The sequence below is a fragment of the Prauserella sp. PE36 genome (assembly GCF_003311655.1).
Classification (GTDB): Bacteria; Actinomycetota; Actinomycetes; order Mycobacteriales; family Pseudonocardiaceae; genus Prauserella_A; species Prauserella_A endophytica.
The window spans coordinates 18774-43075 of the sequence record NZ_QEQT01000087.1; the positions used below are offsets into that span (position 1 = coordinate 18774).

Consider the following 24302-nt stretch of genomic DNA (forward strand, 5'->3'; position numbering starts at 1 on the left):
GCTTCTCCATGCGCTTTGAAAGGTCTATTTACTGCGAGAATATCGTTCTCTTGACTCGCGATCGTGTTTGCTCTTACTCTGCGAAACGCGATCGGGAAGGCCGGTCGCTCAATCGTTCTCGGCCCGCTCGAGGTGTGGCCGGTTTCCCTCATCCCGAGCACGGGCACTCATCGAGGAGGCGCCGAATCATGGGGCAGCTGGACGGCAAGGTCGCGTTCATCACCGGTGCGGGCCGAGGTCAGGGCCGATCGCACGCCGTGCTGCTCGCCGAGCACGGAGCCGACGTGATCGCCGTGGACATCGGCGCCGACATCCCGACCGTCCCGTATCCCATGGCCACGCCCGACGACCTCGCCGAGACCGCGCGTCTCGTCGAACAGCAGGGCAGGCGGTGCGTCACCGCGATCGCCGACGTCCGCGACATCGGGGCGCTGGCGAAGGCGCTCGACCACGGCATCGCGGAGCTCGGCGGCGTGGACATCGTGCTGGCCAACGCCGGCGTGCTGCACAGTGACCGGACCGAGCAGACGCTGGAACAGGCCGCGGCCCGGTGGGCCGACGCGGTGGGCGTGATGCTCACCGGCGTGTTCAACACGCTCAAGGTCGCCCAGCGTCCCTTGGTCGAACAGGGCCGGGGCGGATCGATCGTGATCACCGGTTCCACGGCGGGACTCAAGGGCATGACCGACGGCTCTGGCGGCATGTCCGGCTACACCGCGGCCAAGCACGGCGTGGTGGGCCTGGCGAAGGGCTGGGCCAAACTGCTCGGCCAGCACGACATCCGGGTCAACGTCGTCCACCCGACGGCCGTCGACACGTTCATGATCAACAACCCGCAGTCGCCGATGGTCGACTCCAGCAACTTCGCCCAGATCACCAGGGTGCTTCCGGTGGACCGGCTGCAGCCGGCCGACGTCAGCGCGGCGATCCTGTGGCTCGTGTCCGACGCGGCCTTCGCGGTGACCGGGGTGGCACTGCCGCTCGACGCGGGCATGAGCCTCTGATGACCGCGTCCACCACCGGCCTGGAAGGCCTGCGATCCTATGTGGATGGTGACCACCTCGGCGGGGGAGATCCGCTGCGGGTGACCGACCCGGCCACCCTGTCGACCGTGGCCGAGGTGCCGACAGCGGGGGTCGCCGACTTCGAGCGCGCGGTGCTGGCCGCGCGCCGTGCCTTCGACCGCGGCGACTGGCCCGGGATCCCCGCCGCCGAACGGGCGGCGGTCGTCCTCCGGTTCGTCGCCGCGTTGGAGGCCCGGCGCGAGCACCTCGGCGAAACGGTCGTCGCCGAGACCGGAGCCCTCGTCGCCTCGGCGAGGGGCGTCCAGGTGGACGGCGCGCTCGGACAGGCTCGCGACGCCGTCCGTATCCACGCGTCGCTGCCGGAGGAGGAGCACAACCCGGTCCCTCTCGACGCGCTCGTCACCGGAGGGCGGGTCGCCACGAGCGTCCTGACGTGGGAGCCGCTCGGCGTGGTCAGTGCCATCCCCGCCTACAACGTTCCGTTGTTCCTCGCGCTGTGGAAGGTCGTCCCCGCGTTGCTCGCGGGCAACACCGTGGTGCTGCGGCCCAGCCCGCTCGCGCCGCTGACGGTGCTGGCGCTGGGTGCGGCCGCGAAGGAGGCCGGTCTTCCTCCTGGCGTGCTGAACGTGCTCGTGGAACAGGGCGACGCCGGAGCGCGGCTGATGACCACCGACCCCCGGGTCGACGCGGTGTCCTTCACCGGCTCCACGTCGGTCGGGTCCGCGATCATGGCGCAGGCCGCGCCCACCCTCAAGCGCGTGCTGCTCGAACTCGGCGGCAAGTCGGCCGGGATCTACCTGCCCGGCGCCGTCGACCGCGCCGCTGACGGCATCGCGACGGTCATGCGGGCGATGGCAGGGCAGGGGTGCGTGCTGCAGACCCGCGTGCTCGTGCCGCAGGCCCGCAAGGACGAGGTGCTGGCACAGGCCGCCGAACGCGTCGCCGCGCTGCGGCTCGGCGATCCGCGGGACCCGGAGACCGACGTGGGACCGGTGATCAGCGCAGCGCAGGTCACCCGCTGCGCCGACCACGTCGCGGCCGCGCGGCGGCACGGCGGCCGGGTGGTCACGGGCGGCAGGCCCAGACCCGAGCTGGGCGGCCACTTCTTCGAGCCGACCGTGGTGGACCTCCCGGACACCGCGAACCCGCTCGCGCAGGAGGAGACCTTCGGCCCCGTGGTCTCGGTGCTCGGCTACCGCGACGTGGACCACGCCGTGGAGCTCGCGAACGACACCGTGTACGGGCTGTCCGGCGGGGTGTTCGGGCCCACCGAAGAGGCGCTGGCCGTGGCCAGGCGGATCCGCGCGGGCACGGTGCTCGTCAACGGCGGCTACTTCGGCGCGTTCGCCTCCTCGGGTGGCTGGCGGCGGAGCGGCGAATGGCGGGAACGCGGGCGCGAGGGCATCCGGGCCTACCAGCAGGCCAAACACCTGACCGCGGTGAGCCACTGACACAGGAGACGACATGCTCGACGAGATCGCTCAGCTCGATCCCGCCATGATCCGCACGCTGTTCGACACGAGCGGGCAGTTCCGCAGATCCAGGTCCGGCGGGGACTACGTCGAAAACTTCCACACCGACCTCAGGCTGGCTCGCGAGTCCGGCCCGGTGCACGTGGGCAGCGTGGAAGAGGTGCTCGGCGCGGTCGATCCCGAACACCCGTTGCCGTATCCGGAACCGGTCTACTCCGCGTTCAGCTTCGACACGGTCAACACCGTGTTCCGCGACCCGGAAACCTACACCTCCGACGCCATGCGCGGCACCTTCGACACCTTCGGTCGCAACATCCTCGCGATGGGCGGCGCCGAGCACGCCAGATACCGGGCGGTGGCCCAGCCCGTCTTCGCCCGCAACATGACGCAGTGGTGGATCGACCGCTGGATCGCCGGCATCACCGACAGTCTGCTGACGCGGTTCGAGCGGCGCGGGCGTGCCGACCTGAACCTGGAGTTCTGCGCGCTGCTGCCGCTGCTCACGATCACCGGCAGCTTCGGGGTGCCGATGGACGAGGCCCTGCGTCTGCGCGAGCACATCGAGCAGATGATCAGCGCTGGGACCGAGCGCGCGGACCGGCTCGCCGCCTCGGCCGCCGCGGCCGACATCCTCCTGCCCGTCATCGCGCGCCGCCGCGGTGATCCGCGCGACGACCTGATCAGCAAGCTGATCAGCGAGTCCGTTGTGGACGAACACGGGACCCGGCACGCGCTCACCGACGACGACGTGCTCGCCTACGCGCGCCTGCTGCTCACCGCGGGCTCGGGCACGACATGGCGGCAGCTGGGCATCACGCTCTGGGCGCTGCTCAACAACCCCGACCAGCTGGACGCGGTGCGCCGGGACCGCTCGCTGGTGCGCGCGGCCGTCGAGGAGTCCCTGCGCTGGGAGGTCACCGACCCGACCTTCTTCCGGCTCACCGCGCACGACACGACGCTCGGCGGGGTGGACATCCCCGCCGGGTCCCGCGTGGCGCTGTGCCTGACCGCGGCCAACCACGACCCGAGCCGGTGGCCGGACCCGGACCGGTTCGACATCTTCCGCCGCGTCAAACCACACCTGTCCTTCGCCAGCGGACCGCACGTGTGCCTTGGCATGCACGTCGCCAGGGCGGAGATGTCCGTGGCGCTCAACGCGATCCTCGACCGGCTGCCGGACCTGCGCTGGGATCCCGACGCACCGCGTCCGGTGCTGATGGGCCTGCACATGCGCGCCCCGAGCGACCTGCCGGTGGTGTTCGGATGACCGGTGGCGAGCGGCTCTCACTCAGCGTCACGCCCGAGACGTGCGCGGGCACCGGGGTGTGCACGTTCTACGCGGCAGGCACCTTCGAGCTCGACGACGACGGCAGGGTCAGCATCGTTGACGAGCATGGTGACCCCGACGACGACATCCGCAACGCCGTCGAGGCGTGCCCCACCCGATCCCTGCGCCTCGGGCCGTCCGGGGGAGGCCGGCCATGAGCAGGCGCGGGCGGTTCCTCGCGCTGGCGCTGGCGGCGGTTCTCCCGCTGTCCGCGTGTGGCGGCCCGGCGGCAGGCCCGGCCGACCCTGGGCGACCGGTGGCGGGCGGCAGTGCGCGCGTCCTGCAGATCACCGAGCCACGCGGGCTCGATCCCGCCGCGCTCAGCAACGAGTACGTGCTCACCGCGTTCCTCGGCAACGCGCTCTACGGGACGTTGATGGTGAACGACCCGAAGACCGGCAAGATCGAGCACACGATGGCCGAGGGCTTCGCCACCACCGACGGCGGCGCGACCTTCGAGCTGAGCCTGCGGCCGGGGCTGCGGTTCTCCGACGGCGGCCCGCTGGACGCCGCGGCCGTGAAGGTCAACTGGGACCGGCTCAAGGACCCGGCCACAGGGTCGTCCTACGTGCACGAGGCGTCGATGATCGCCTCCACGGCGGTGCTCGACGCCACGACGCTGCGGGTGACGATGGCCGAACCGGTGCCGAACTACGCGCAGGCCGTGGTCACCAGCTCGCTGAACTGGATCGCCTCACCGAAGGCGCTGCGGGCCGGGCAGCGGGCATTCGACGAGAAGCCGGTGGGCGCGGGCCCGTTCACGCTGGAGTCGTGGGCCCGGCAGGACGCGATCGAGCTCGTCAGGAACCCCGGGTACTGGGATGCGCCGAAGCCGTATCTCGACCGCCTCACGCTGCGCACGTCCAGCGACGGCAGCCAGCGGCTCAACACCGTGGTCAGCGGGGGCGCGGACGTCGCCATCGAGACGAACTGGGGCAACCTGGCGAAGGCCCGCGAGGCCGGCTTGAACACACAGCTCGTCCCGCTGAACGGCGGCATCACCGTCGCCATGAACACCCGCAGGGCGCCGTTCGACGACGTGCGGGCACGCAGGGCGGTGGCCGCGGCGCTCGACCCGCGCGCGATGGGCGTCAGCGTCTACAACGGAGAGAACCTGGCCGCTCCCACCTTGTTCACCGACTCCTCGCCGTTCCACACGGACCTGCCGCTGGCGAGGACGGACAAGGCCGAGGCGCAGCGACTGTTCGACGAGCTGGCCGCCGAGGGCAAGCCGGTCTCGTTCACCTTCACCAGCGGACCCACCACCGAGATCAGGGCCATCGCCGAGAACGTCCAGGCGCAGCTCAGCGCGTTCGACAACGTCCACGTCGAGGTGAAGGTCGTCGACATCACCAAGGTGCTCGCCCTGCGCAGCACCTACGACTTCGACATGCTCGTCGGCTCCGCCTACTTCGCCGACCCGGAGACCCGGCTGTGGACGGCTTTCCACGGCGACTCCAGGCGCAACCTCGCCGGTATCGACGACGACCGGCTCGACGCCGGGCTGCAACGGGGTCGCACGGCGACGTCCACGGGGGAACGCAAGGCTGCCTACGAGGAAGTCCAAAAACGACTGATCGAGCTCGTGCCCGCCATCTTCGTCAGCAGGCCGGCGCCCAGTGTCATCACCGGCTCGAACGTCGGCGGCGTGGTGCAGTACGGCCACGGCTCGCTCCTCCCGGAGGAGCTCTGGATCCAGCCCTAGCACGTCCCATCCCGAACGGCTGATGAGAGGTCAACGATGATCCGAAACAGGCCATTACCGGCGCTGGCGGTCGCCGCGGTGCTACTGCTCAGTGCGTGCGGCGGCACGAGCGCGGACCAGGGCGGCGCCACGGGTGAACCCGTGGCGGGCGGTACCGCCCGCGTCATTCAGATCAACGAGCCGAGGAGCCTCGACCCCGCGATCATGGGCAACGCGTGGGCGTTCAACGCCGTGCTCGGCAACGCGATCTACGGCACGTTGATGGTGAACGACCCGAAGACGGGCAAGATCGAGTACAAGCTCGCGGAGAGCATGGTCACCGAGGACGGCGGTGCGTCCTTCGAGCTGACGCTGCGGGAAGGGCTGACGTTCTCCGATGGCAGTCCCTTCAACGCGGAGGCGGTGAAGTTCAACTGGGACCGCATCAAGGACCCGGCAACCGGCTCGGCGGCCTCGAACATCCAGGAGGCGTCGCTGGCGAAAACGACCGAGGTCGTCGACGCGAGGACCTTGAAGATCACGATGGTCGAGCCGATCCCGAACTACGCCCAGGCCCTGGTTTCCAGCTCGCTGAACTGGATCGCCTCGCCCACCGCGCTGCGGGCCGGGCAGCGGGCGTTCGACGCGAAGCCGGTCGGCGCCGGCCCGTTCACCGTGGAGTCGTGGACCCGTCAGGACTCCATCGAGCTGGTGAAGAACCCGAAGTACTGGGACGCGCCCAAGCCGTACCTCGACCGAATCACCCTGCGCAGCATCAACGACTCCACCCAGCGGATCAACACGTTGACGAGCGGGGGAGCCGACGTCGCCGTCGACACGAACTGGGCGACGATGGCCACGGCCCGCGACGCGGGGTTCGCCGTGGACACCATGCCGCTGAACGGCGGGCAGTACCTGGCGATGAACGCGCGCCGGGCGCCGTTCGACGACGTGCGGGCGCGCCAGGCCGTCGCCGCCGCGCTCGACCTGCGCGCGATGGACACGACCGTCTACAACGGCAAGGGCTCACTCGTGCCGACGCTGTTCACGGAGTCCTCGCCGTTTCACTCCGGCCAGCAGCTGGTGAGGACCGACAAGGCCGCCGCGCAGAGGCTCTTCGACGAGCTGGCCGCCGAGGGCAATCCCGTTTCGTTCACGTTCAAGAGCTATCCGTCGCCGGAGAGCAAGGCCGTCGCCGAGAGCGTGCAGGCGCAGCTGAGCACGTTCCGCAACGTCGAGGTGCGGGTCGAGATCGTCGACCACACGGAGGTCGCGTCGCTGCACGCCAGCCACGACTTCGACATGCTCATCTCGTCGGCGTTCTTCATCGACCCCGAGCCTCGCTTGTGGACGGTTTTCCACGGGGACTCGCGGGGCAACGTGACCGGGATCGACGACGAACAGCTCAACGCCGCGCTGCAGCAGGGCCGCGAGTCGACCTCGGAACAGGAACGCAAGGCCGCCTACGAGCGAGTGCAGCAGCGGCTCGCGGAGATCGTGCCCGGGATTTTCTACACCCGGTCGGCGGCCAGCGCGGTCAGCGCCGACAACGTGGGTGGCGTGGTGCAGTACGGCTACGGCTCGCTGCTACCCGAGGAACTGTGGATCCAGCCGTAGCTCCTCACTTGAGGGCGAGCGGGTTGAGCGGCGACCCGACGCCCCCAGGGAGGTTCAACGGGGCCGCGACGAAGAGGCACTCGTACCGGCCGTCCCGCGCGCAGTCCTCGGCGAGCCCTTCGAAGTCGAAGAGCTCGCCGAGGAGCAGGCCCATGTCCCTGATCGCCAGCATGTGGAACGGGATCCTCGGCCCGCGCCCGGCCGGGCCGAGCACCTCGACCGCGAAGTTGTCCGCGCAGACGGCCGCGATCCCGTGGTCGCGGATCCAGCGGGCGCACTCCCACGTGAGCCCTGGCGAACCACCGGCCCCGACCTCGGCGCCCCGGCGTTGCGCGGGCAGCGTCCCCGTGCGCAGCAACAGCACGTCGCCGGGTTGGGGCGCTATCCCGGCGGCGTCGAGCACGGCATCGAGATCGGCTGGCCGGACCGGGTGGCCCGGCGGGAGGAAATCGGTTCCGAGGTGGCGGGGGAGGTCCGCGAGGACGCCGCGCGACACCACTCCCTCGGCGAGGTTCTGGATCGAGCAGTGCAGCGCACCCCAGGCGGTGAGGGCGGACTCGTGGTGGACTCCGTTGTAGAGCAGGTCGTCGTACCAGAGGTGCGAGAGCGCGTCGAAGTGCGTCGAGGAATGAGTGCCGAGGATGACCATGTCCTCGGCCGAACGGAACTCCGCGAGCCGCCCGTGCGGGTCGTCGCCCCGGTAGCGCGTCATCGTGTGGATGGGGTTGAACCGGCCGCTGGTCCGCACGTCGTGGGGCCCGTTCTCGTCGGCCGGGATGGACAGCGCGAAGCGTGCCCCGCGTCGCACCAGGCGCGTCGCGGCGCTCACCCGTTGCGGGGTGATGAGGTTGAGGGTGCCCAGCTGGTCGTCGTCACCCCAGCGTCCCCAGTTGCTCAGCTCCCGGCCCAGTTCCCGGATTCCGTCCAGATCGATCGGCGGAGTGCCCATCGCTGCTCCCTCCATAAGGGACGGTCAGAACGAAGCTAGCACGTTTTCGAACGGTCGAGCATTGGAGTTGCAGGCATGCGAACGATTCCCGCCGCGTTGGTCGAGCGATACGAGGAGCAGGGGTGGTGGACCAGGGACACGCTCGGCGACCTGTTGGTGCGCGGTCTGGATGCCGCCCCGGACACCCCGTTCCGCGTGCATTCCACGGTGCGGCCGTTCTCGGGAACGTTCCGCGACGTCGAACACCTCGCCCGCAGGCTCGCGGGTGGCCTGCGGGCTCGAGGGGTGGGGCCCGGTGACGTGATCGCGTTCCAGCTGCCCAACTGGATGGAGGCGGCGGCGGTGTTCTGGGCGTCGTCGTTCCTCGGCGCGGTGGTGGTGCCCGTCGTGCACATCTACGGCCGCAAGGAGCTCGGCTACATCCTCAAGGCCGTGGAGCCGAGGGTGTTCATCACGGCGGCCGAGTTCGGCAGGCTGCGCCACCAGCCGGACCTGTGCGCCGGTGTACCCGTCGTCGGCGTGGTGGGCGAGGATTTCGACGACCTGCTCGGTCCGGAGCCGATGCCGGGCCTGCTCGCGGCGAACCCGGCGGGCCCCGCGGTGATCGCGTTCACCTCCGGCACCACCCGCGATCCCAAGGGAGTCGTCCACAGCCACCAGACCCTCGGCTTCGAGACGCGACAGCTCGCGGAGCGCTACCCGCCCGACCGGGGAGACCAGCTGACCGCCGCTCCGGTGGGGCACTTCATCGGGATGGTCAACGCGTTCCTCGTGCCGGTGCTGGAAAGGACCCCGGTGAACCTCGCCGACGCCTGGGACCCGGGCGCGGTGCTGGATCTGATCGAGGGGGAGGGACTCACGATCGGAGGCGGGGTGCCCTACTACGTCACGAGCCTGCTCGACCATCCACGCTTCACGCCGGCGCACCTGCGCGGGCTGCAGTACGCCGGGCTCGGCGGGTCCGCCGTGCCCGCTGCGGTGGCGGAGCGGCTGGCGGGCCTGGGCATCACCGTGTTCCGCTCGTACGGCAGCACCGAGCACCCGTCGATCACGGCCGCGCCGTACACCGCGCCCGCGAGCAAACGGCTGTACACGGACGGCAAGGCCCTTCCCGGTGTGGACCTCCGGCTGGCCGAGGACGGCGAGATCCTCAGCAGGGGGCCGGACCTGTGCCTCGGCTACACCGACGACACGCTCACGGAGGCGGCGTTCGACGAGGAAGGCTGGTACCACACCGGCGACATCGGGGTGCTCGACGACGACGGGTATCTCACGATCGCCGACCGGAAGGCCGACTTCATCATCCGGGGAGGCGAGAACATCAGCGCACTCGAGGTCGAGGAGGTGCTGCTGACGCTCGAATCGGTGGGGGAGGTGGCTGTGGTCGCGGCGCCCGACGACCGGCTTGGCGAACACGCCGCCGCCATGGTGCGCGTCCGGCCGGGTCACGCGATGCCGACGATCGACCAGGTGCGCGCCCACTGCGAGCGGGCGGGCCTGGCGAAGCAGAAGTGGCCCGAGGAGCTGCACGAGGTGGCCGACTTCCCCCGGACACCCAGCGGCAAGGTCCAGAAGTTCGCTCTCCGCCGCGACCTCGTGACCCGGAGGAGAACGGAGGGTTGAGGCGAGGTCGGACGGACCGGCGGTATGTCGGTGCCGAATGCCGGACGCGTTGCCGCGCCGGAGCGGTCTGGTGCCCTGAGCGCGGTGTCGACGGGTCGCGCCCGGTGTCCGCCGCCGACGAGGTCGGCCGGATCTTTCTCGCGTTCTGCCTACGGTTCGTTCCCGCAGCTGGCCTGACCGCGGGAGTCATTCTCGCTGCGTGGGGTGAAAGCACGCCTTCAACACGCCCGCCACGCACCACGGTGAGCAGGTGATCACCCGTCAGCGACAAGATCGCGGGCAGCGCCCGCGAGCACGGCGCATTCGACGACCTCGGTGGACATTCCGGGCAAGGCCGCCGGCGACCATGCGGCTCGCCGAGGGGTCAGCGATGAGTACCACGCAGTTCGCGGGGTGTCATGCCGAACCGCTCCCGGAAGGCCGTGCTGAACCTACCGGGAGAGGCGAAGCCGCAGCGGTGGGCGAGCTCGGTGATGGTCGTCTGGTTGTACGCGGGACTGACGAGCCGATCGTGCGCGAGCGACAGTCTCTCCTCCTTGATCAGCTCACGGGAAGTGGTCCCGGCCCGCTGTAGTGCCAGTTGGATCTGTCGCACCGACCACCCCAGCGCGGCGGCGATCATCTCGCTGTTGAGGTCGGGTTCGTGCGCGTTGTCCCGCACGTAGCGGCGGATCGCCGCCTCGATCTCGCTGAAGTGATCACCGGCGTTGACCATGTCGGTGCCCACCAGTACGCACACTAACTCGATCAGCCGGTCGACCACCGCGTCGAACTGGTTCGAGGAGAGCTGGTCGGCCATCCGCAGGGCGCTGTCCAGCAGATCGTGCACGACACCACCCAACCCGGCCGCCAGGTCGATGGGCGCGACGAACTCGGTGGCTTTGTTCAATCGGTGGTGAATGGTGCGGCGCTCGATGGTGACCGCCCGCAGCCGCGCGTGGTGGGTGTGGGTGACGTCGAACGGCTGGGTCGTCGCGATCAGGGCTCCGTAGCCGGGCCGCAGGGTCGTCCTGCTGAAGTCGACGCTGACGTCCACCGCACCCGCGACCGGCAGGAGCAGGACGTACGAGTCGATGCCGTCCTCGCGCATGTGCTCGGACCTTCTGCGATACCGCACCTGCGGCGAACGCCATGCCAGCACCTGGTTCCGCTCGGTGCGCAGCCGGGTCAGGGTGCTCGTTCCCTCGTCACCGTCGGGAAAGTCGCAGGTCATGTTGCACTGATAGCTGGTGGCGATCCGCCGCCAGAGCTCGCGCGATTCGCCGGGCGTCATCTCGGGTGTGGATGACCACTCGCTGCACAGCGCGGTATCAGGCACGGCTGTCTCCGGTCGTTCGAGCACTCCGCTCGGCACAGCGTAACCCACCTCCGCAACCCCCAGGATGCGCCGGCGCGCGGGGGAGCTGTGCCGATCCACCACCACCGAGTGTCGGTTCGGTCCATTGTTGCGCGTTCCAGCGGCTCATAGCGTGACGTCACGGCCCGCGCGATCGTCGCGAATCGGGCATCCGGACATCTCACGGGAAGGTCTTGCGATGGACCTTGCGAGTTTGATTCGCACGGGAGGCAAGCGGCACGCGGAACGGCCGGCGATCGTCTGCGACGGCACGATCCAGACCTACGAGCAGGTCTACCGGCGTTCCTGTCAGCTGGACAACGCGCTGGCGGAACTGGGCGTCGGCCAGGGCGAACGGATCGCCACGCTCACCGACAACAGCCCGGAGGCGCTCGAGCTGATCCTGGGCATCGCGCTCGGTGGCTACGTACGGGCCTCGCTCTACACGCACAACAGCGCCGAGACGAACCTGTACCTGCTGAACAGCATCGGCGCGAGCGTGCTGATCGTGCAACGGCGGCACTACGACGCCATCGGTCCCCACCTCGAGGCCGCCTCCACGGTGCGTCACGTCCTGGTGCTCGACGGCGCTGCGCCCAGCGGGGTCCTCGACTACGAGGAGCTCCTGGCAGCGGCGTCGTCCGAGGACCGCGGAATCGAGATGCCGCCCGACGCCCCGCAGACCATTCGGTTCTCGGCGGGAACGACCGGAAAACCGAAAGGGATTCTACATTCGGTGCGGGCGTGGACCGGTATGGGCACCGAGACGGCGTCGATCCTGCCGGTGCTGGGTCCAGCGGACTCGTACCTGGCCGGCGGCCCGTTGTCACACGCTACGATCATGCCGGTGCCCGGCGTGCTCGCGGCGGGTGGTTCCGTCGTCGTGCTCCGCGCGTTCGAACCAGGTGAGTTCCTGGCGGCTGTCGAGCGGCATCGCTGCACACTGACCTTCGGCGTCCCGACCATGGTGCAGCTCGCGGCGCGGCACCCCGCCGCTCGGACCACAGACCTCAGCAGCCTGCGAGCCATCGTCTACGGCGGTTCGCCGATGACCGAGACCGCGTTGAACGAGGCACGCTCGGTCTTCGGCGACATCATGCTGCAGCTGTACGGGCAGAGCGAGGGTGCCCCGGTCAGCTGCCTGCGCCCGGAGGATCACACCGCACGGGGCGGCCGCTATCTGCGGTCCGCGGGCAAGCCGACCGCGAACACCCGGATCACCATCGTGGACGAGAACGGTGTGGCGCTGCCTCAGGGCGAGATCGGCGAGATCGCGTTCGACACGCCGGGTGGGTTCACCGAGATCTGGGGGAACCCGGACGCCACCCGGGCGCGCAAGCTCCCGGACGGATCCGTCCTGTCCCGCGACATGGGATACCTCGACGAGGACGGATACCTCTTCATCACCGACCGCAAGGAAGACATGATCATCTCGGGCGGCTTCAACGTGTGGCCGGCCGAGGTGGAGAACGCTCTGGTCGCCCACCCCGCGGTTCGTGAGGCGTCGGTTGTCGGGATCCCGCACGACAAATGGGGCGAGACCCCGATGGCACTGGTCGTGCTGGCGGACGGCGCAAGTGCGTCCGAAGAGGAGCTGATCGCCTGGACGCGCGAGAAGGTCGGCCCGGTCAAGAGAGTCACCAGCGTCCGCTTCGGCACGGAACTTCCGAAGAGCCCGGTGGGCAAGGTGCTGCGCCGGATGGTGCGGGACCAGTACGGGCCGGGCGCCACACAGTGAAGGATCGGAAAACAGAACGCATGAAACGTGTATTCGTCGTCGGTGTCGGCATGACCAGGTTCACCAAGCCAGGCAAGCCCGACCCCAACTACCCCGAGCTGGCCCGCGAGGCCGCGACCGCGGCGCTGACCGACGCCGGCATCACCTACCCGGACATCGAACAGGCCTGCGTGGGTTACGTGCACGCCGACTCGACCGCGGGCCAGCGAGCCGTCTACGAGCTGGGCATGACCGGCATCCCCGTGTTGAACCTGAACAACAACTGCGCGAGCGGGTCGTCGGCGCTGTTCTACGCACGGCAGCTCGTCACCGGGAACCTCGCCGACTGCGTGCTGGCGCTGGGTTTCGAGAAGATGCGGCCCGGCTCGCTCGGAGCACCCGCACATCCGCAGGCGGCCAACCCGGTGGAGAAGTTCGTCGAGGCGGCTTCCCGGCTGCGTGAGCCGACCGGCGCCCCCATCGTGCTGGAGATGTTCCGTGCGGCGGGGCTGGAGCACATGGAGCGCTTCGGCACCACGGCGGAACAGTTCGCCAAGGTCGCGGAGAAGAACCACCGGCATTCCGCGGCCAACCCCAACGCGCAGTTCCGGGAGGTGTACTCGCTCGACGAGATCTTGTCGTCCACGCTGGTGTGCGATCCGCTGACCAAGTTGCAGTGTTCGCCCACCTCGGACGGTTCGGCCGCGGCCGTCGTGGTCTCCGAGGAGTTCGTCGAGCGGCACGGGCTCGCCGATCAGGCAGTCGAGATCGTGGGGCAGGTGCTGGCCACCGACACCGAGGACGCTTACGACAACGCGCTCAGCATCGTGGGCACAGGGGTCAGCAAGCGCGCCGCGGAGCAGGCGTACGAGCAGGCGCAGCTCGGCCCGGACGACATCGACGTGATCGAGCTGCACGACTGCTTCTCGATCAACGAGATCCTCACCTACGAGGCGCTGGGACTGTGTGCCGAAGGCGAGGGCGGGGCGCTCGTCGACGCCGGAGCGACGACCTACGGCGGCAAGTGGGTGGTCAATCCCTCCGGCGGGCTCATCTCCAAGGGACACCCGCTGGGGGCGACGGGCCTCGCTCAGTGTGCCGAGCTGAGCTGGCAGCTGCGCGGGGAGGCGGAGGGCCGTCAGGTCGACGGCGCCCGCGTCGGACTGGCACACAACCTCGGCCTTGGCAGCGCGGGCGTCGTCACCATCTACCGGAAGGCGGCGGCGTGAGCGAACTGGTTCGGCTCGAACGGCAGGGCGGCATCGCCGTCATCACGATCAACCGGCCCGAGCGGAAGAACGCCTTCGACCGGGCAACGGCATACGCGATGGAAGCGGCGATCGACGAACTGGACAGCGACGACGACCTTCGGGTCGCCGTGCTGACCGGCGCGGGCGGCGTGTTCTGCGCGGGGCAGGACATCATCGCCGCGGCCAGGGGCGAGCTCGGCAAGACGGAACGTCGCGGTGGCGCCGGGATCATGGCCCAGCCACCGGACAAGCCACTCATCGCGGCCGTCGAGGGACACGCAGTGGGTGGCGGGCTCGAGCTCTGTCTGAGCTGCGACCTCGTTGTCGCCTCGCGCACGGCGAAGCTGGGCCTTCCCGAGGCCAAGCGTGGCTTTCCCGCCATGGGTGGTGGACTGTTCCGGCTGCCCAAGCGAATCCCGTACGCCATCGCCATGGAGGCGGTGGTGACCGGCGCGACATGGTCCGCCGAACGGTTCCACGAACTGGGCCTCGTCAATCGCCTCGCCGAACCCGGCGCGGCGCTCGAGGTGGCGCTCGAGCTCGCCGCGGAGGTCGCGGCCGCGGCGCCGGTGGCGGTACGAGCGAGCAAGGCCATCGTGCGCCGCTGTCAGGAGTGGACGGACGCCGAGAGCTGGCAGAACCAGGTCCCGTTCGTCGACGAGGTGCTGAACTCCGCCGACTACCGCGAAGGATTGGCCGCCTTCGCCGAGAAACGTCAACCGGAATGGAAGGGGCGCTGACGGCGTGACTGAGACTCGACGGATACTCGACGTACAGGGCCGGGTCGCCGTGGTGACGGGAGCCGGGCAGGGTGTGGGCCGCCAGATCGCGCTGGATCTGGCCGCGCACGGTGCGAGCGCGGTGGTGGTGAACGATCTCGACGCCGAGCGCGCGGAGCGCGTGGCCGAGGAGATCAGGCGAACGGGCACGAAGGCGATGGGCGCGCAGTGCGATGTGGTCGACTTCGATGCGGTCGGCACGATGTTCGCGGCGGCCCGTGACTCCTACGGACCGGTCGGAGTCCTGGTCAACAACGCGGGCAACCAGGGTGGGGACGCGCCGCCGCCCTCGGTGCCGTTCTGGGAGCAGGGCCCCGCGCAGTGGGCACCATCCATCGGCGTCAACCTGCACGGTGTGCTCAACTGCTCCCGGCACGCCCTCGCTCAGATGGTGGACGGTGGCAGCGGGGGGCGGATCGTCACCGTCATCTCCGATGCGGGCCGCGTCGGTGAGATCGGTGGTCTCGAGGCATACTCCGGGGCCAAGGCTGGTGCCGCGGGCCTCACCAGGGCGCTGGCGCGCCTCGGTGGCAGGTACGAGATCACCGCCAACTGCGTCGCGCTCGGCGCGACGCGCACGCCCGCGACCGAGCGGTTCCTCGCCGATCCCGAGCGGAACAAGCGAATGCTGTCGCAGTACATGGTGCGCCGGATCGGCGAGCCCTCGGACGCCTCGGGGATGGTGGTGTTCCTCGCCTCGGCGGCGGCGTCCTGGATCACCGGGCAGACCGTGCCGGTCAACGGCGGCTACTCGGTGACCCTATGACGGCGAGTCCTCCGAGTTCGCGACCCGAGGGCGTCGCGGCCTACACCTCCGGGATGTTCGGCGTCGGGGGGAAGACCGCGGTGGTGACCGGCGGTACCAGCGGTATCGGGTTGATGATCGCCGAGGGACTGGTGCGCGCAGGCGCACGGGTGGTGGTCTCGTCCCGCAAGCCGGAGGCGTGTCGCGCCACGGCGGCGGGGCTCGGCCGGTTCGGGTGGTGCACGGGTGTGCCTGCCGACGTGTCGACACCGGATGGCGTGGCGGAACTCGAACATGCGGTGGCCGATGTGTTCGGCGGCAGGCTCGACATCCTGGTGAACAACGCGGGTGCCACGTGGGGTGCACCGCTGGAGCGGTTTCCCGACGCCGCCTGGGAGAAACTGGTGAACCTCAACCTGACCGGCGTGTTCCGGCTCACGGTGGCACTGCTGGGTGCGTTGCGTGCCGCGGGCAGTGCCGAGGACCCTGCCCGGGTGATCAACATCGGGTCGATCGCCGGGCTTCGCGTGACCTCGCTGGAGAACTACCCGTACAGCGCCACCAAGGCCGCTGTGCACATGCTCACGCGTCACCTCGCCGGACGGCTCACGAATGACAACGTGACCGTCAATGCTATCGCGCCCGGTTACTTCGAGAGCCGGATGAGCGCGTTCGTGTTCGAGGACCCGCAGGCGAAGCGGGCGCTCGAGCAGTCCATTCCGATGGGACGGACGGGGGTCGCGTCGGACATCGCCGGCATGGTCCAGTTCCTGTCCTCACGCGCCGGCGCCTACCTGACCGGTGCGGTCATCCCGCTGGACGGTGGCGTCGTGGACTGTACGTGACCGCCGTTCGGCGACGGTCACGCGGATCGGGTGGAGCTGGCCAGTGGAGCCAGCTCCACCGCCACGCGCAGGGACAGGCTGGCCGGATCAACCCGCCGACCGAGCATGGCCTCTATCCGCTCCACCCGCTTCACCACGGTGTTGGGGTGCACGTGCAGACGGCGCGCGGTTCTGGTGGGACTGGCCAGTTCGTCGAGGTACACGCGCAGCGTCCCCAGCAGGCGCACGGCGAGTTCGTCCGTGCCGGCCAGCCTGCCCAGCTGCCTGTGGACGAAGGCGCTCGCGGAGCCCAGGTCCCGAGATGCGAGCGAGGCGACGGCCACATCGTCGAAGACGACGGCCTCGCTCCCGTCCGTGAGCCCGGTGGCCTGTCCGACCCGGCGAGCCTCGAGCGCATCGAGGTGGCTGGCCCGGAAGCCCTCCACGCCTTGTTGCGGGGATCCCCATGCGCAGTGGATTCCCGCCGGTAGCACCAGCTCGCGCAGGATCTCCCGCCACGTGCCGTTGTGGCACGTGACCCAGCCGAACAGGCCGAGGTCATCGGCCGGCACGCTGAGGTGCTGGCGTGGCCGCAGGCGCTCGGTCAGCATCGTGATGACTCCGTCCAGCCGGTCGAGGCCGGACGGCTCGTCCACCCACGCCACGTACCCGATGTGGGTCGCGTTGAGCTGGTAGCCCAGGGCTTGTTCGGCTTCGGCAGCGCTCACGGATCCGCCGAGCAGCGCCGTGGCCACCTCCGAGCGGCGCGACATCGACCGCCGGTGCAGCAGTGCGTGCTCGGCGGCGTAGGAGGCGGCCGTTTCCTTGCTCGCGGTCTGGAAGTAGGCGAACAACCTGGCCGAGGCGAGTTCGAGGACCTCGGCCCGCTGTTCGGGTTCGAGCCGGTAGCGCCCGTCCCGCAACGCGGCGGCAATCCGCCGCCACAGGCCCGCGTGCATCTTCTCGAAGGCACGCAACAGCGCCGGAAGCGACGGCATGTCCTTCCGTGCGAGCGCACGGGTGTTCCTGCTGATGAAGGACGGCAGCGTGAGCTGCCCGTCGCACGGCGAGTGACGGATGCTCTCGGCCAGCGCGATCAGATGCACGCGTACCGAGTGCCTGATCTCGCCGCGTGGATCGACGCGAGCGACAGCGAGTTCGGGAATCTCGGTGAGCTCGTAGTCCACCAGCGAGTCGAGCAGGGAATCGAGTTCCGCGTCCAGCCAGCGCGCCATCCAGTCCAGCGGCCGCCACTCCGCCTCGGCCCGGTGATCGATCGTCATTGACCTGACCATGGCAAGAGGCTAGTCCGATCGGCCCAGCGGGGACTTGCCCTCGCGCGCACGAGATTTCCCCTCGCGCGCACGGCGCCGGGTTGTCCGTCGACGCCACCGGATGGTGTCAGCACAGCCCATTGAGCGGGTGCGCGACGGTGGCCAAGGTTGTCCCTGCCGCGCACGACGCGGGCTGATCTCGCGTGGAGTGGCTGGAGAGGAGCGACATGGCGGTCATCACGATCGATATCGACACGGGGGGAACGTTCACCGATGGGTTCGTCGTGCGGGACGGAATCGCGCACACGACCAAGGTACTGACGACCCCTCACGACCTTGCCGTCTGCTTTCGCGAGGTCATCGAGGGCGCGGCCGCCGCACTGGGGGTGACCGTGCCGGACATGTTGCGCGACACCGTCTCGGTGCGCTACGCCACCACGGTCGGCACGAACACGGTGGTCCAGCGACGGGGCCCTCGGATCGGTCTGCTCACCGACCCACGGCTGCGTCCCGCGGAACAGGATGCCGGAGTCGGGCTGTTCGTGGAGCCGGGCATGGTGGCCGAGATACCGGACGCGGACAACGGAGCCGGAGGTGCTCGGGCATTGCCCGCTGTGCGTGCTCTCCTGCAGCAGGGTGCCCGTGGGCTGGTCGTCGCCTGTTCGAACGGCGGTGCCGAGGACGAGAAGGCCCTCGCCGACACCTTCGCCGAGCACTATCCGCGGCACTGCCTGGACTCCGTGCCGCTACTGCGGGCCGGTGAGGTCGCGGCCGACCCGGATCCGGTGCGTCGCAGGTCGACCGCGTTGTTCAACGCCTACGTGCACCCCGATGTCGCCGACTACCTCTATCGCGCCGAGGACTACCTGCGCCAGCACGGCTATCAACGGCCACTGCGGATCGTGCACAACGATGGTGGCGCCGCACGGGTCGCCAGGACCATCGCCGGCAAGACGTACAACTCGGGGCCGATGGCCGGGCTGCTCGGAGCTCGGACCGTGGCGCGGCATTACGGCTTCCACGACCTCGTCACGCTGGACATGGGCGGCACCAGCCTCGACGTCGGAATCCTGCGCGCGGGCGAGGTGCCCATGCGCCGGCACGGCCGGGTCGAGGATGTGGAGATCTCCTTCCCGCTTCCGGATCTGGTTCCCCTGGGTGTCGGTGGCGGGTCGGTTGCCTGGCTGGACGGCTCGGAGCTCCGGGTCGGCCCGCACAGCGCCGGCGCGAAGCCGGGGCCCGCGTGTTTCGGCTTCGGCGGCGCGGAGCCCACAGTCACCGACGCCGACGTGGTGCTCGGTGTGCTCCGTCCGGAGGCCTTCCTGGACGGCAGCATGCGCATCAGCGCGGACGCCGCGACGCGTGCGTTCGAGCCGCTGGCACAAACGCTCGGCCTGAGTCCCGCCGAGACCGCCGAGCGGGTGCTCGTGACGGCGCATCAGGACGCGGGCGGCCGGCTCGCGGCCGAGCTGACCGAGCGCGGCATCGACCCGGCCTCGGTGACCGCACTCGCGTTCGGCGGCAACGGCGCCACTCACGGGGCGGGGATAGCGGAAGCCGCGGGAATCGGTGAACTGCTCATTCTGCCGTTCGCGCCGGTTTTCTCCGCCTACGGCGCATCCACCGTGGACATCCGGCATCGTCACGAGTCGGTGGTGGGCGAGGAGAGCGAGGATACGTTGACCGCCCGCGCGCTGCGCGACATGCGCGGCGAGGGAATTCCGAGCCAGGACGTCACGCTGGACGTGTCCCGCTTCCAGCGCGACGGCGCTGACTGGGTGTCGGTCGAGGCGAGCCATGCCCTGCCGCATGTGGGCCTGACCCAGCCGGTCACCGATTCCGGAACGTCCGGCGGGGCCTCGAGGACGACGAGTGCCGTTCGCTGGCCCGGCCACGGCGAGACGGAGACGGTGGTGCTGGATCGCACGGCGTTGCTCCCCGGCGAGCCGGTGGCGGGTCCCGCACTCATCGACCTTTCAGCGACCACGTGCGCCGTACCTCCCGGCTGGACCGGCGTGCTCGACGAACACGGTGTCCTGCGGCTGACCGCCCCGACAAGGAGTATCTGATGAGCAGTCAACGCATTCGGGTCACGGAGTACCTGGAGATCGACCCCGAGAGCACGACCTGGCACTGTGAACGCTGCGGACACGCCATAGGGCCGGCGTCGGAGAACTACAAGCGCGGGCTTCTGCTCCACGACCGGGATCCCCGGGAAATCCACCCGGCACGGTTCGAAGGCGAGCACAGCTTCGCGCCCGACCCGTCCTGGTGCCGGATCGTCGAGTACTACTGCCCTGGCTGCGGTGTCCAGCTGGAGACCGAGTACCTGCCACCGGGACACCCGCTGGCGCACGACATTCAGATCGACGTGGACGCCTTGCTGGCCAGGGCTTCGGAGATCCGGGAAGGGCAGGCACGCTGATGGAGATCAACGTCGACATCGGAGGGACGTTCACCGACTGTCTCGCCACTGCCGAGGACGGCCGGATCCGCACGGCGAAAGCGCTCACCACGCACCATGATCTCTCGATCGGTTTCCTGCGTGCGGTCGAGGACATCGCGGCGGACGCGGGCCTGGACGTCGACGGCCTGCTCGGCCGGACCACGGCGATCCGGTATGCGACCACACTGGGAACCAACGCGCTCATCGAGCGGGCCGGCCCGCGACTGGGCCTGCTGACCACGCGGGGCCACGAGGACACTGTCCCCATTGGACGCTGCAGGCAGTGGGCCGACGGGCTGCCCGCCACCGCGACCCGAGACCTGTCCCGCGCACGGCGGCCCGAGCCGTTGATCGAGCGGGAGCAGATCGCCGCGCTGACCGAGCGCGTCGACTCGACCGGGAGGGTGGTCATGCCGCTCGACCCGGAAGAGGTGCGCGACCGCGTCATGGACCTGGTCGACCAGGGAGTCCGTGGGTTCGTGGTGTGCCTGCTCAATGCGCACGTCAATCCCGAGCACGAGAAACTGGTGCGCACGGTCATCGAGGAGGAGTATCCCGACATCTACCTCGGCCGGTTCCCGACGATCCTGTCGCACGAGGTTTCCCAGCGTGCGGGTGAGTACGCCCGGTCGATGACGGCCACGATCAACGCCTATCTGCACCGCTTCACGTCGGACCGGCTCTCCTCACTGCGGGACGAGCTGCGCGGGCGTGGTTACGGGGGCGAGCTGCTGCTGGTCCACAACAGTGGCGGGATGGGCAGCCTGGCGGCCACGACGCCGATCCAGACAGTGCACGCCGGCCCGGTGTCGGGCCTGTACGGGTCGCGGCATCTGGCACAGAGCCACGGCTTCGACAAGGTCGTCACCACCGACATGGGCGGAACCTCGTTCGACGTCGGCATCGTGGTGAGCGGTTCCGTCCGCTTCTACGAGTTCAACCCCGTCATCGACCGCTGGCACGTGCAGATCCCGATGATGGACATCGCCGCGATCGGCGCGGGTGGTGGTTCGATCGCCAGGGTCGATCCGATCATCGGCATCGCCGTCGGGCCGGAGTCGGCAGGCTCCAACCCGGGCCCGGCCTGCTACGGGCAGGGAGGCACCGAGCCGACCGTCACCGATGCGAACCTGGTGCTGGGCTACCTCGATCCGGACAACTACCACGGTGGCAAGCTGCCGCTGGACCGCAGGCGCGCGGAGCGGGCCATCGAACGCCGGATCGCCAAACCCCTCGGCGTGTCGGTGATCGAGGCGGCCCGCCGGATTCGCAAGGTCGTCGACGAGGCGATGGGCGCCGAGATCTTCAAGGGGATCACCGTCAAGGGATACGACCCGCGGGAGTTCGCGGTGTTCTCCTTCGGCGGCGGCGGCCCGATGCACGCCTGCGGCTACGCGCGGGCGCTCGATGCGAGCAAGGTCGTCGTACCCCCGCACAGCTCGGTGTTCTCCGCGTCCGGGGCCGCCGGTCTCGAGCGACTGCACATCTACGAGCGCTCCGTTTGGATGGTGCTGTTCAACCCGCTGGTCAAGCAGCTGTTCACCGATTTCGACGGCTTCAACGCCATCGTGGACGAGTTCCACGCGAGGGCGGTGTCGGACTTCGCCGGACAGGGCTACGGCGCGGATGACATCGAGACCGTCGTCGAGCTCGACATGCGCTCGACCGGGCAGCTCTACGTCATCACCATCGCCAGCCCGGTACGCCGGATGGAGACCCAGGACGACCTCGCCGCGGTCATCAAGGCGTACTTCGAGGAGTACGGCGACCGCTTCGGCGACCTGGCGTTGACCAAGGAGATCGGCATCTCGATCGACGCCATCCGGCTCCGTGCCTGGATCCCGCGTGCCGCACCGCAACGGGTCGAACGTGCTGCGTCGGGGCAACCCGTCAGTGCCGCTCGCAAGGGGACGCGGACGTGCTGGTGGACCACCACGGAACAACCGCGGGAGACCGAGGTCTACGACTACGCGGCGCTGAGCACTGGCCACCGGTTGACCGGCCCCGCGATCGTCGAGGCGGCGGACACGAACATCGTGATCGAGCCGGGGTGGTCGGGCGAGATGGACGGATACGGCTTCTTCACGATGCGGCAGGAGGACAACTCATGAGCACGGCCGAGTCGAGCACCGCGCAGTTCTTCGCTGACCTGCTGAACAACCAGCCCGTGATGTACGGGCCGGACCCGGAGATCAACGCGGAGTACCGGTTGCGGCCGCGTACCGAACGTGAGGACGAGGCGCTCGCCGCGATCACCGACCCTGCCGACCTGTCCGTGGGACTCAGCCGAGTCGAGGCGGTGCTGCAGTCGTCCATCGAGATGATGCAGCAGATCAGCGCGTCCGCGGCGGCGAAATGGGGCGATCTGATCGTCGGTATCTACACGAAGGAGGGCGACTTCGCGGTCGCCACGTCGAGCGGTGTGAACATGTTCTCCGCGACCACCTCGTCGGTGCCGAAGTTCATCGCGCGCTACTGGGCCGACGAGCCGACCGTGGGCATCGCCGAAGGAGACGTCTTCTACCACAACGACGCCAACTACGGTGGCACCCACAATCCCGACCACACACTGCTCATTCCGCTGTTCTGGAAGGGCGAGCACATCGCGTGGATCGGCGCCATCATCCACGAGGGCGAGAACGGCGCCGCGATCGATCCGGGCGGGTTCTCGGTGCGTGCGACGACCAAGTACGGCGAAGGCATCAGGATCCCGCCGATGAAGATCGGTGAGAACTACATCGTGCGCCGCGACGTCGTGAACCTGTTCCAGAACCAGGTGCGCGATCCGATGCTGTGGCTGACCGACATCCGCTCCAAGCTCGCCGCTTCCCGTGCCGTCGAGCGCCGGCTGCACGACTTCATGGCGGAGCGCTCGCCGGAGCTGCTCATCGCCACGATGCGCTCCGTGCTGGAGACGACGGAGGCAGAGGTCCGGCGCCGCATCGCGGCCTGGCCGGACGGCATCTACCGTGCCTCGCATTTCGCGGACTGCACGCTGATGGAGGAGCGGCTGTTCAAGCTCTCGGTCGAGCTGGAGAAGCGCGGTGACCGGCTCACCGTCCGCACCAAGGGCAGCTCGCCGTCGATCGATCGCGCACTCAACGCCCAAGCCCACTTCACCCGGGCGATGGTGGGCAATCTCTTCATGAACTTCCTGTACGGCGACCTGCCGCGGACGGCGGGATTCATCGCCGCGCTCGACTTCGAACTGGAACCGGGCTCGATCGTCACGGCGGACTCGGAACAGCCCAGCTCCCTGTCGCTGTTGACGATGTTCTCGCTGAACTCCGCGCTGCACCAGGCGGTGACCAAGGCGATGTACGCGGTGCCGGGGGTCGCCAAGCCCATGGCGCCGTGGTACCCGCAGGTCCCCACGTTGCAGTACGGCGGCCTGACACAGCACCTGCAGGTCACCGCGAACGTCTCCACCGAGATGAACGCGGCAGGGGGCGGAGCGCTGCACGATCGCGATGGTGAGCACGCGGCGGGGCCGATCTTCGCACCGGTGTCGGACTGGGGCGAGATGGAGTTGCGGGAGGCCGAGTTGCCGCTGCTCGGTTTGTGGCGGCGCATTCCGGCCGACAACCACGGTTTCGGCAAGTTCCGTGGCGGGGCTTCCGTCGAGTGGGCCTACATGCTCTACGGCAGTCAGATGTTCGGTTTCGGCCTCACCAGTATGGGCGGGCGGTTTCCGGTCACGGGCGGGATGTTCGGCGGGTACGGCGGCTCCTGCACGCCGCTGACCAGGATCAGGCCCTCCGGTGGGGTGGACGCGGTGCGGCAGTGGCTGCTGGACGGCGGCAAAGGTCTGTCCTTCGAGGCCTCGACCATGGTGAGCAGTCAGCCGATCGCGGGCGAGTACCTCGTGGGCAATCCCATGCAGCCGGCGGATCCGCGGGTTGAGGGCGACATCTGGATCCAGCGGGTCGGTGGCGGTGGTGGCTACGGCGACCCGCTGGAGCGTGACCCCGAGGCGGCGATGCTGGATCTGCGTCGTGGGCTCATCAGCCCCGAGGTGGCGACCCAGGTCTACCGGCTGGTGTGGGACGAGGAACGGATGGAGGCAGACCTCGAGGCGACCGAGGCGGCACGCGCCGAGGAGCGTAGGGCGCGACTGGCGCGTGGCCGTGGCTATGACGAATTCGTCGCGGCGTGGCGGGCCGACTCGCCCCCGGAGCATCTGGGCTATCTCGGCTCCTGGGACTGGGCCGATCCCGTCGCCGGCGAGGGCTGA

At 69.3% G+C, this 24302-nt stretch carries 19 protein-coding genes; 16 read left to right on the forward strand and 3 right to left on the reverse strand.

The annotated features are described in order from the left end of the window. The first annotated feature begins 188 nt into the window (after nucleotides 1–188). The 6 genes from DI005_RS25450 to DI005_RS25475 are packed head-to-tail and all read left to right on the forward strand — an operon-like array spanning nucleotide 189 to nucleotide 7125. Nucleotides 189–1004 (forward strand): mycofactocin-coupled SDR family oxidoreductase, encoded by an 816-nt coding sequence (locus tag DI005_RS25450; protein WP_112267492.1) that lies wholly within the window; start codon nucleotides 189–191, stop codon nucleotides 1002–1004. Continuing rightward, on the forward strand, nucleotides 1004–2476 hold the full coding sequence (locus DI005_RS25455; protein ID WP_112267490.1) for an aldehyde dehydrogenase family protein: 1473 nt from the start codon (nucleotides 1004–1006) through the stop codon (nucleotides 2474–2476). Before DI005_RS25450 ends, DI005_RS25455 begins: the two co-directional genes overlap by 1 nt. Before the next feature lie 13 nt (nucleotides 2477–2489). Next, nucleotides 2490–3764, forward strand: a complete 1275-nt coding sequence (locus DI005_RS25460) for a cytochrome P450 (RefSeq protein ID WP_113643861.1) — start codon at nucleotides 2490–2492, stop codon at nucleotides 3762–3764. Continuing rightward, nucleotides 3761–3982 (forward strand): ferredoxin, encoded by a 222-nt coding sequence (locus tag DI005_RS25465; RefSeq protein ID WP_112267486.1) that lies wholly within the window; start codon nucleotides 3761–3763, stop codon nucleotides 3980–3982. Before DI005_RS25460 ends, DI005_RS25465 begins: the two co-directional genes overlap by 4 nt. Further along, nucleotides 3979–5529, forward strand: coding sequence for an ABC transporter substrate-binding protein (locus tag DI005_RS25470; RefSeq protein ID WP_113643862.1), 1551 nt, complete (start codon nucleotides 3979–3981; stop codon nucleotides 5527–5529). Before DI005_RS25465 ends, DI005_RS25470 begins: the two co-directional genes overlap by 4 nt. 36 nt (nucleotides 5530–5565) lie before the next feature. Next, complete coding sequence (locus DI005_RS25475; protein WP_113643863.1) at nucleotides 5566–7125, forward strand: ABC transporter substrate-binding protein; 1560 nt, start codon at nucleotides 5566–5568, stop codon at nucleotides 7123–7125. Between the two features lie 4 nt (nucleotides 7126–7129). Here the strand turns inward: DI005_RS25475 and DI005_RS25480 are convergent, their stop codons facing one another. After that, complete coding sequence (locus DI005_RS25480) at nucleotides 7130–8074, reverse strand: cyclase family protein (RefSeq protein ID WP_158559902.1); 945 nt, start codon at nucleotides 8072–8074, stop codon at nucleotides 7130–7132. 75 nt (nucleotides 8075–8149) lie between these two features. Between DI005_RS25480 and DI005_RS25485 the strand changes: the two genes are divergently transcribed. Continuing rightward, nucleotides 8150–9697 (forward strand): AMP-binding protein, encoded by a 1548-nt coding sequence (locus tag DI005_RS25485; protein WP_113643865.1) that lies wholly within the window; start codon nucleotides 8150–8152, stop codon nucleotides 9695–9697. A gap of 364 nt (nucleotides 9698–10061) precedes the next feature. Here DI005_RS25485 and DI005_RS25490 read toward each other — a convergent pair whose 3' ends face one another. Next, a complete protein-coding gene (locus DI005_RS25490) occupies nucleotides 10062–11015 on the reverse strand; it encodes an AraC family transcriptional regulator (RefSeq protein ID WP_147263911.1) in 954 nt (317 codons plus the stop codon). A gap of 217 nt (nucleotides 11016–11232) precedes the next feature. On the opposite strand from DI005_RS25490, the gene DI005_RS25495 reads away from it, so the two are divergent. From DI005_RS25495 to DI005_RS25515, 5 genes are read left to right on the forward strand one after another with little or no spacing between them, the layout of a single operon-like run. After that, nucleotides 11233–12771: a class I adenylate-forming enzyme family protein gene (locus DI005_RS25495; RefSeq protein ID WP_158559903.1), complete on the forward strand. Its 1539-nt coding sequence runs from the start codon at nucleotides 11233–11235 to the stop codon at nucleotides 12769–12771. A 20-nt stretch (nucleotides 12772–12791) separates the two neighbouring features. Continuing rightward, nucleotides 12792–13979 carry a lipid-transfer protein gene (locus DI005_RS25500; RefSeq protein ID WP_113643867.1) on the forward strand — a complete coding sequence of 396 codons (1188 nt, stop codon included), beginning with the start codon at nucleotides 12792–12794 and terminating at the stop codon, nucleotides 13977–13979. After that, a complete protein-coding gene (locus DI005_RS25505) occupies nucleotides 13976–14740 on the forward strand; it encodes a crotonase/enoyl-CoA hydratase family protein (protein WP_112267470.1) in 765 nt (254 codons plus the stop codon). Before DI005_RS25500 ends, DI005_RS25505 begins: the two co-directional genes overlap by 4 nt. 4 nt (nucleotides 14741–14744) lie before the next feature. Beyond that, nucleotides 14745–15545 carry an SDR family NAD(P)-dependent oxidoreductase gene (locus tag DI005_RS25510; protein ID WP_113643868.1) on the forward strand — a complete coding sequence of 267 codons (801 nt, stop codon included), beginning with the start codon at nucleotides 14745–14747 and terminating at the stop codon, nucleotides 15543–15545. After that, the gene (locus tag DI005_RS25515; RefSeq protein ID WP_113643869.1) at nucleotides 15542–16369 is read left to right on the forward strand and encodes an SDR family oxidoreductase; all 828 of its coding nucleotides are present in this window, start codon (nucleotides 15542–15544) and stop codon (nucleotides 16367–16369) included. The genes DI005_RS25510 and DI005_RS25515 overlap by 4 nt, the downstream gene beginning before the upstream one ends. Nucleotides 16370–16386: 17 nt before the next feature. Here the strand turns inward: DI005_RS25515 and DI005_RS25520 are convergent, their stop codons facing one another. Next, the gene (locus tag DI005_RS25520) at nucleotides 16387–17631 is read right to left on the reverse strand and encodes a CdaR family transcriptional regulator (protein WP_158559904.1); all 1245 of its coding nucleotides are present in this window, start codon (nucleotides 17629–17631) and stop codon (nucleotides 16387–16389) included. Nucleotides 17632–17849: 218 nt separating this feature from the next. On the opposite strand from DI005_RS25520, the gene DI005_RS25525 reads away from it, so the two are divergent. From DI005_RS25525 to DI005_RS25540, 4 genes are read left to right on the forward strand one after another with little or no spacing between them, the layout of a single operon-like run. Then, on the forward strand, nucleotides 17850–19691 hold the full coding sequence (locus DI005_RS25525; protein ID WP_147263912.1) for a hydantoinase/oxoprolinase family protein: 1842 nt from the start codon (nucleotides 17850–17852) through the stop codon (nucleotides 19689–19691). Continuing rightward, nucleotides 19691–20047: an acetone carboxylase subunit gamma gene (locus DI005_RS25530; protein ID WP_112267460.1), complete on the forward strand. Its 357-nt coding sequence runs from the start codon at nucleotides 19691–19693 to the stop codon at nucleotides 20045–20047. Before DI005_RS25525 ends, DI005_RS25530 begins: the two co-directional genes overlap by 1 nt. Then, on the forward strand, nucleotides 20047–22179 hold the full coding sequence (locus tag DI005_RS25535; protein WP_199543218.1) for a hydantoinase/oxoprolinase family protein: 2133 nt from the start codon (nucleotides 20047–20049) through the stop codon (nucleotides 22177–22179). Before DI005_RS25530 ends, DI005_RS25535 begins: the two co-directional genes overlap by 1 nt. Further along, the gene (locus DI005_RS25540; protein ID WP_113643872.1) at nucleotides 22176–24302 is read left to right on the forward strand and encodes a hydantoinase B/oxoprolinase family protein; all 2127 of its coding nucleotides are present in this window, start codon (nucleotides 22176–22178) and stop codon (nucleotides 24300–24302) included. Before DI005_RS25535 ends, DI005_RS25540 begins: the two co-directional genes overlap by 4 nt.

Coding starts and splice junctions, on each gene's coding strand:
- DI005_RS25515 (WP_113643869.1), top strand. CDS start 15,542: ATGACGGCGAGTCCTCCGAGTTCGCGACCCGAGGGCGTCGCGGCCTAC.
- DI005_RS25455 (WP_112267490.1), top strand. CDS start 1,004: ATGACCGCGTCCACCACCGGCCTGGAAGGCCTGCGATCCTATGTGGAT.
- DI005_RS25475 (WP_113643863.1), top strand. CDS start 5,566: ATGATCCGAAACAGGCCATTACCGGCGCTGGCGGTCGCCGCGGTGCTA.
- DI005_RS25485 (WP_113643865.1), top strand. CDS start 8,150: ATGCGAACGATTCCCGCCGCGTTGGTCGAGCGATACGAGGAGCAGGGG.
- DI005_RS25470 (WP_113643862.1), top strand. CDS start 3,979: ATGAGCAGGCGCGGGCGGTTCCTCGCGCTGGCGCTGGCGGCGGTTCTC.
- DI005_RS25480 (WP_158559902.1), bottom strand. CDS start 8,074: ATGGGCACTCCGCCGATCGATCTGGACGGAATCCGGGAACTGGGCCGG.
- DI005_RS25540 (WP_113643872.1), top strand. CDS start 22,176: ATGAGCACGGCCGAGTCGAGCACCGCGCAGTTCTTCGCTGACCTGCTG.
- DI005_RS25465 (WP_112267486.1), top strand. CDS start 3,761: ATGACCGGTGGCGAGCGGCTCTCACTCAGCGTCACGCCCGAGACGTGC.
- DI005_RS25520 (WP_158559904.1), bottom strand. CDS start 17,631: ATGACGATCGATCACCGGGCCGAGGCGGAGTGGCGGCCGCTGGACTGG.
- DI005_RS25530 (WP_112267460.1), top strand. CDS start 19,691: ATGAGCAGTCAACGCATTCGGGTCACGGAGTACCTGGAGATCGACCCC.
- DI005_RS25535 (WP_199543218.1), top strand. CDS start 20,047: ATGGAGATCAACGTCGACATCGGAGGGACGTTCACCGACTGTCTCGCC.
- DI005_RS25500 (WP_113643867.1), top strand. CDS start 12,792: ATGAAACGTGTATTCGTCGTCGGTGTCGGCATGACCAGGTTCACCAAG.
- DI005_RS25525 (WP_147263912.1), top strand. CDS start 17,850: ATGGCGGTCATCACGATCGATATCGACACGGGGGGAACGTTCACCGAT.
- DI005_RS25495 (WP_158559903.1), top strand. CDS start 11,233: ATGGACCTTGCGAGTTTGATTCGCACGGGAGGCAAGCGGCACGCGGAA.
- DI005_RS25460 (WP_113643861.1), top strand. CDS start 2,490: ATGCTCGACGAGATCGCTCAGCTCGATCCCGCCATGATCCGCACGCTG.
- DI005_RS25450 (WP_112267492.1), top strand. CDS start 189: ATGGGGCAGCTGGACGGCAAGGTCGCGTTCATCACCGGTGCGGGCCGA.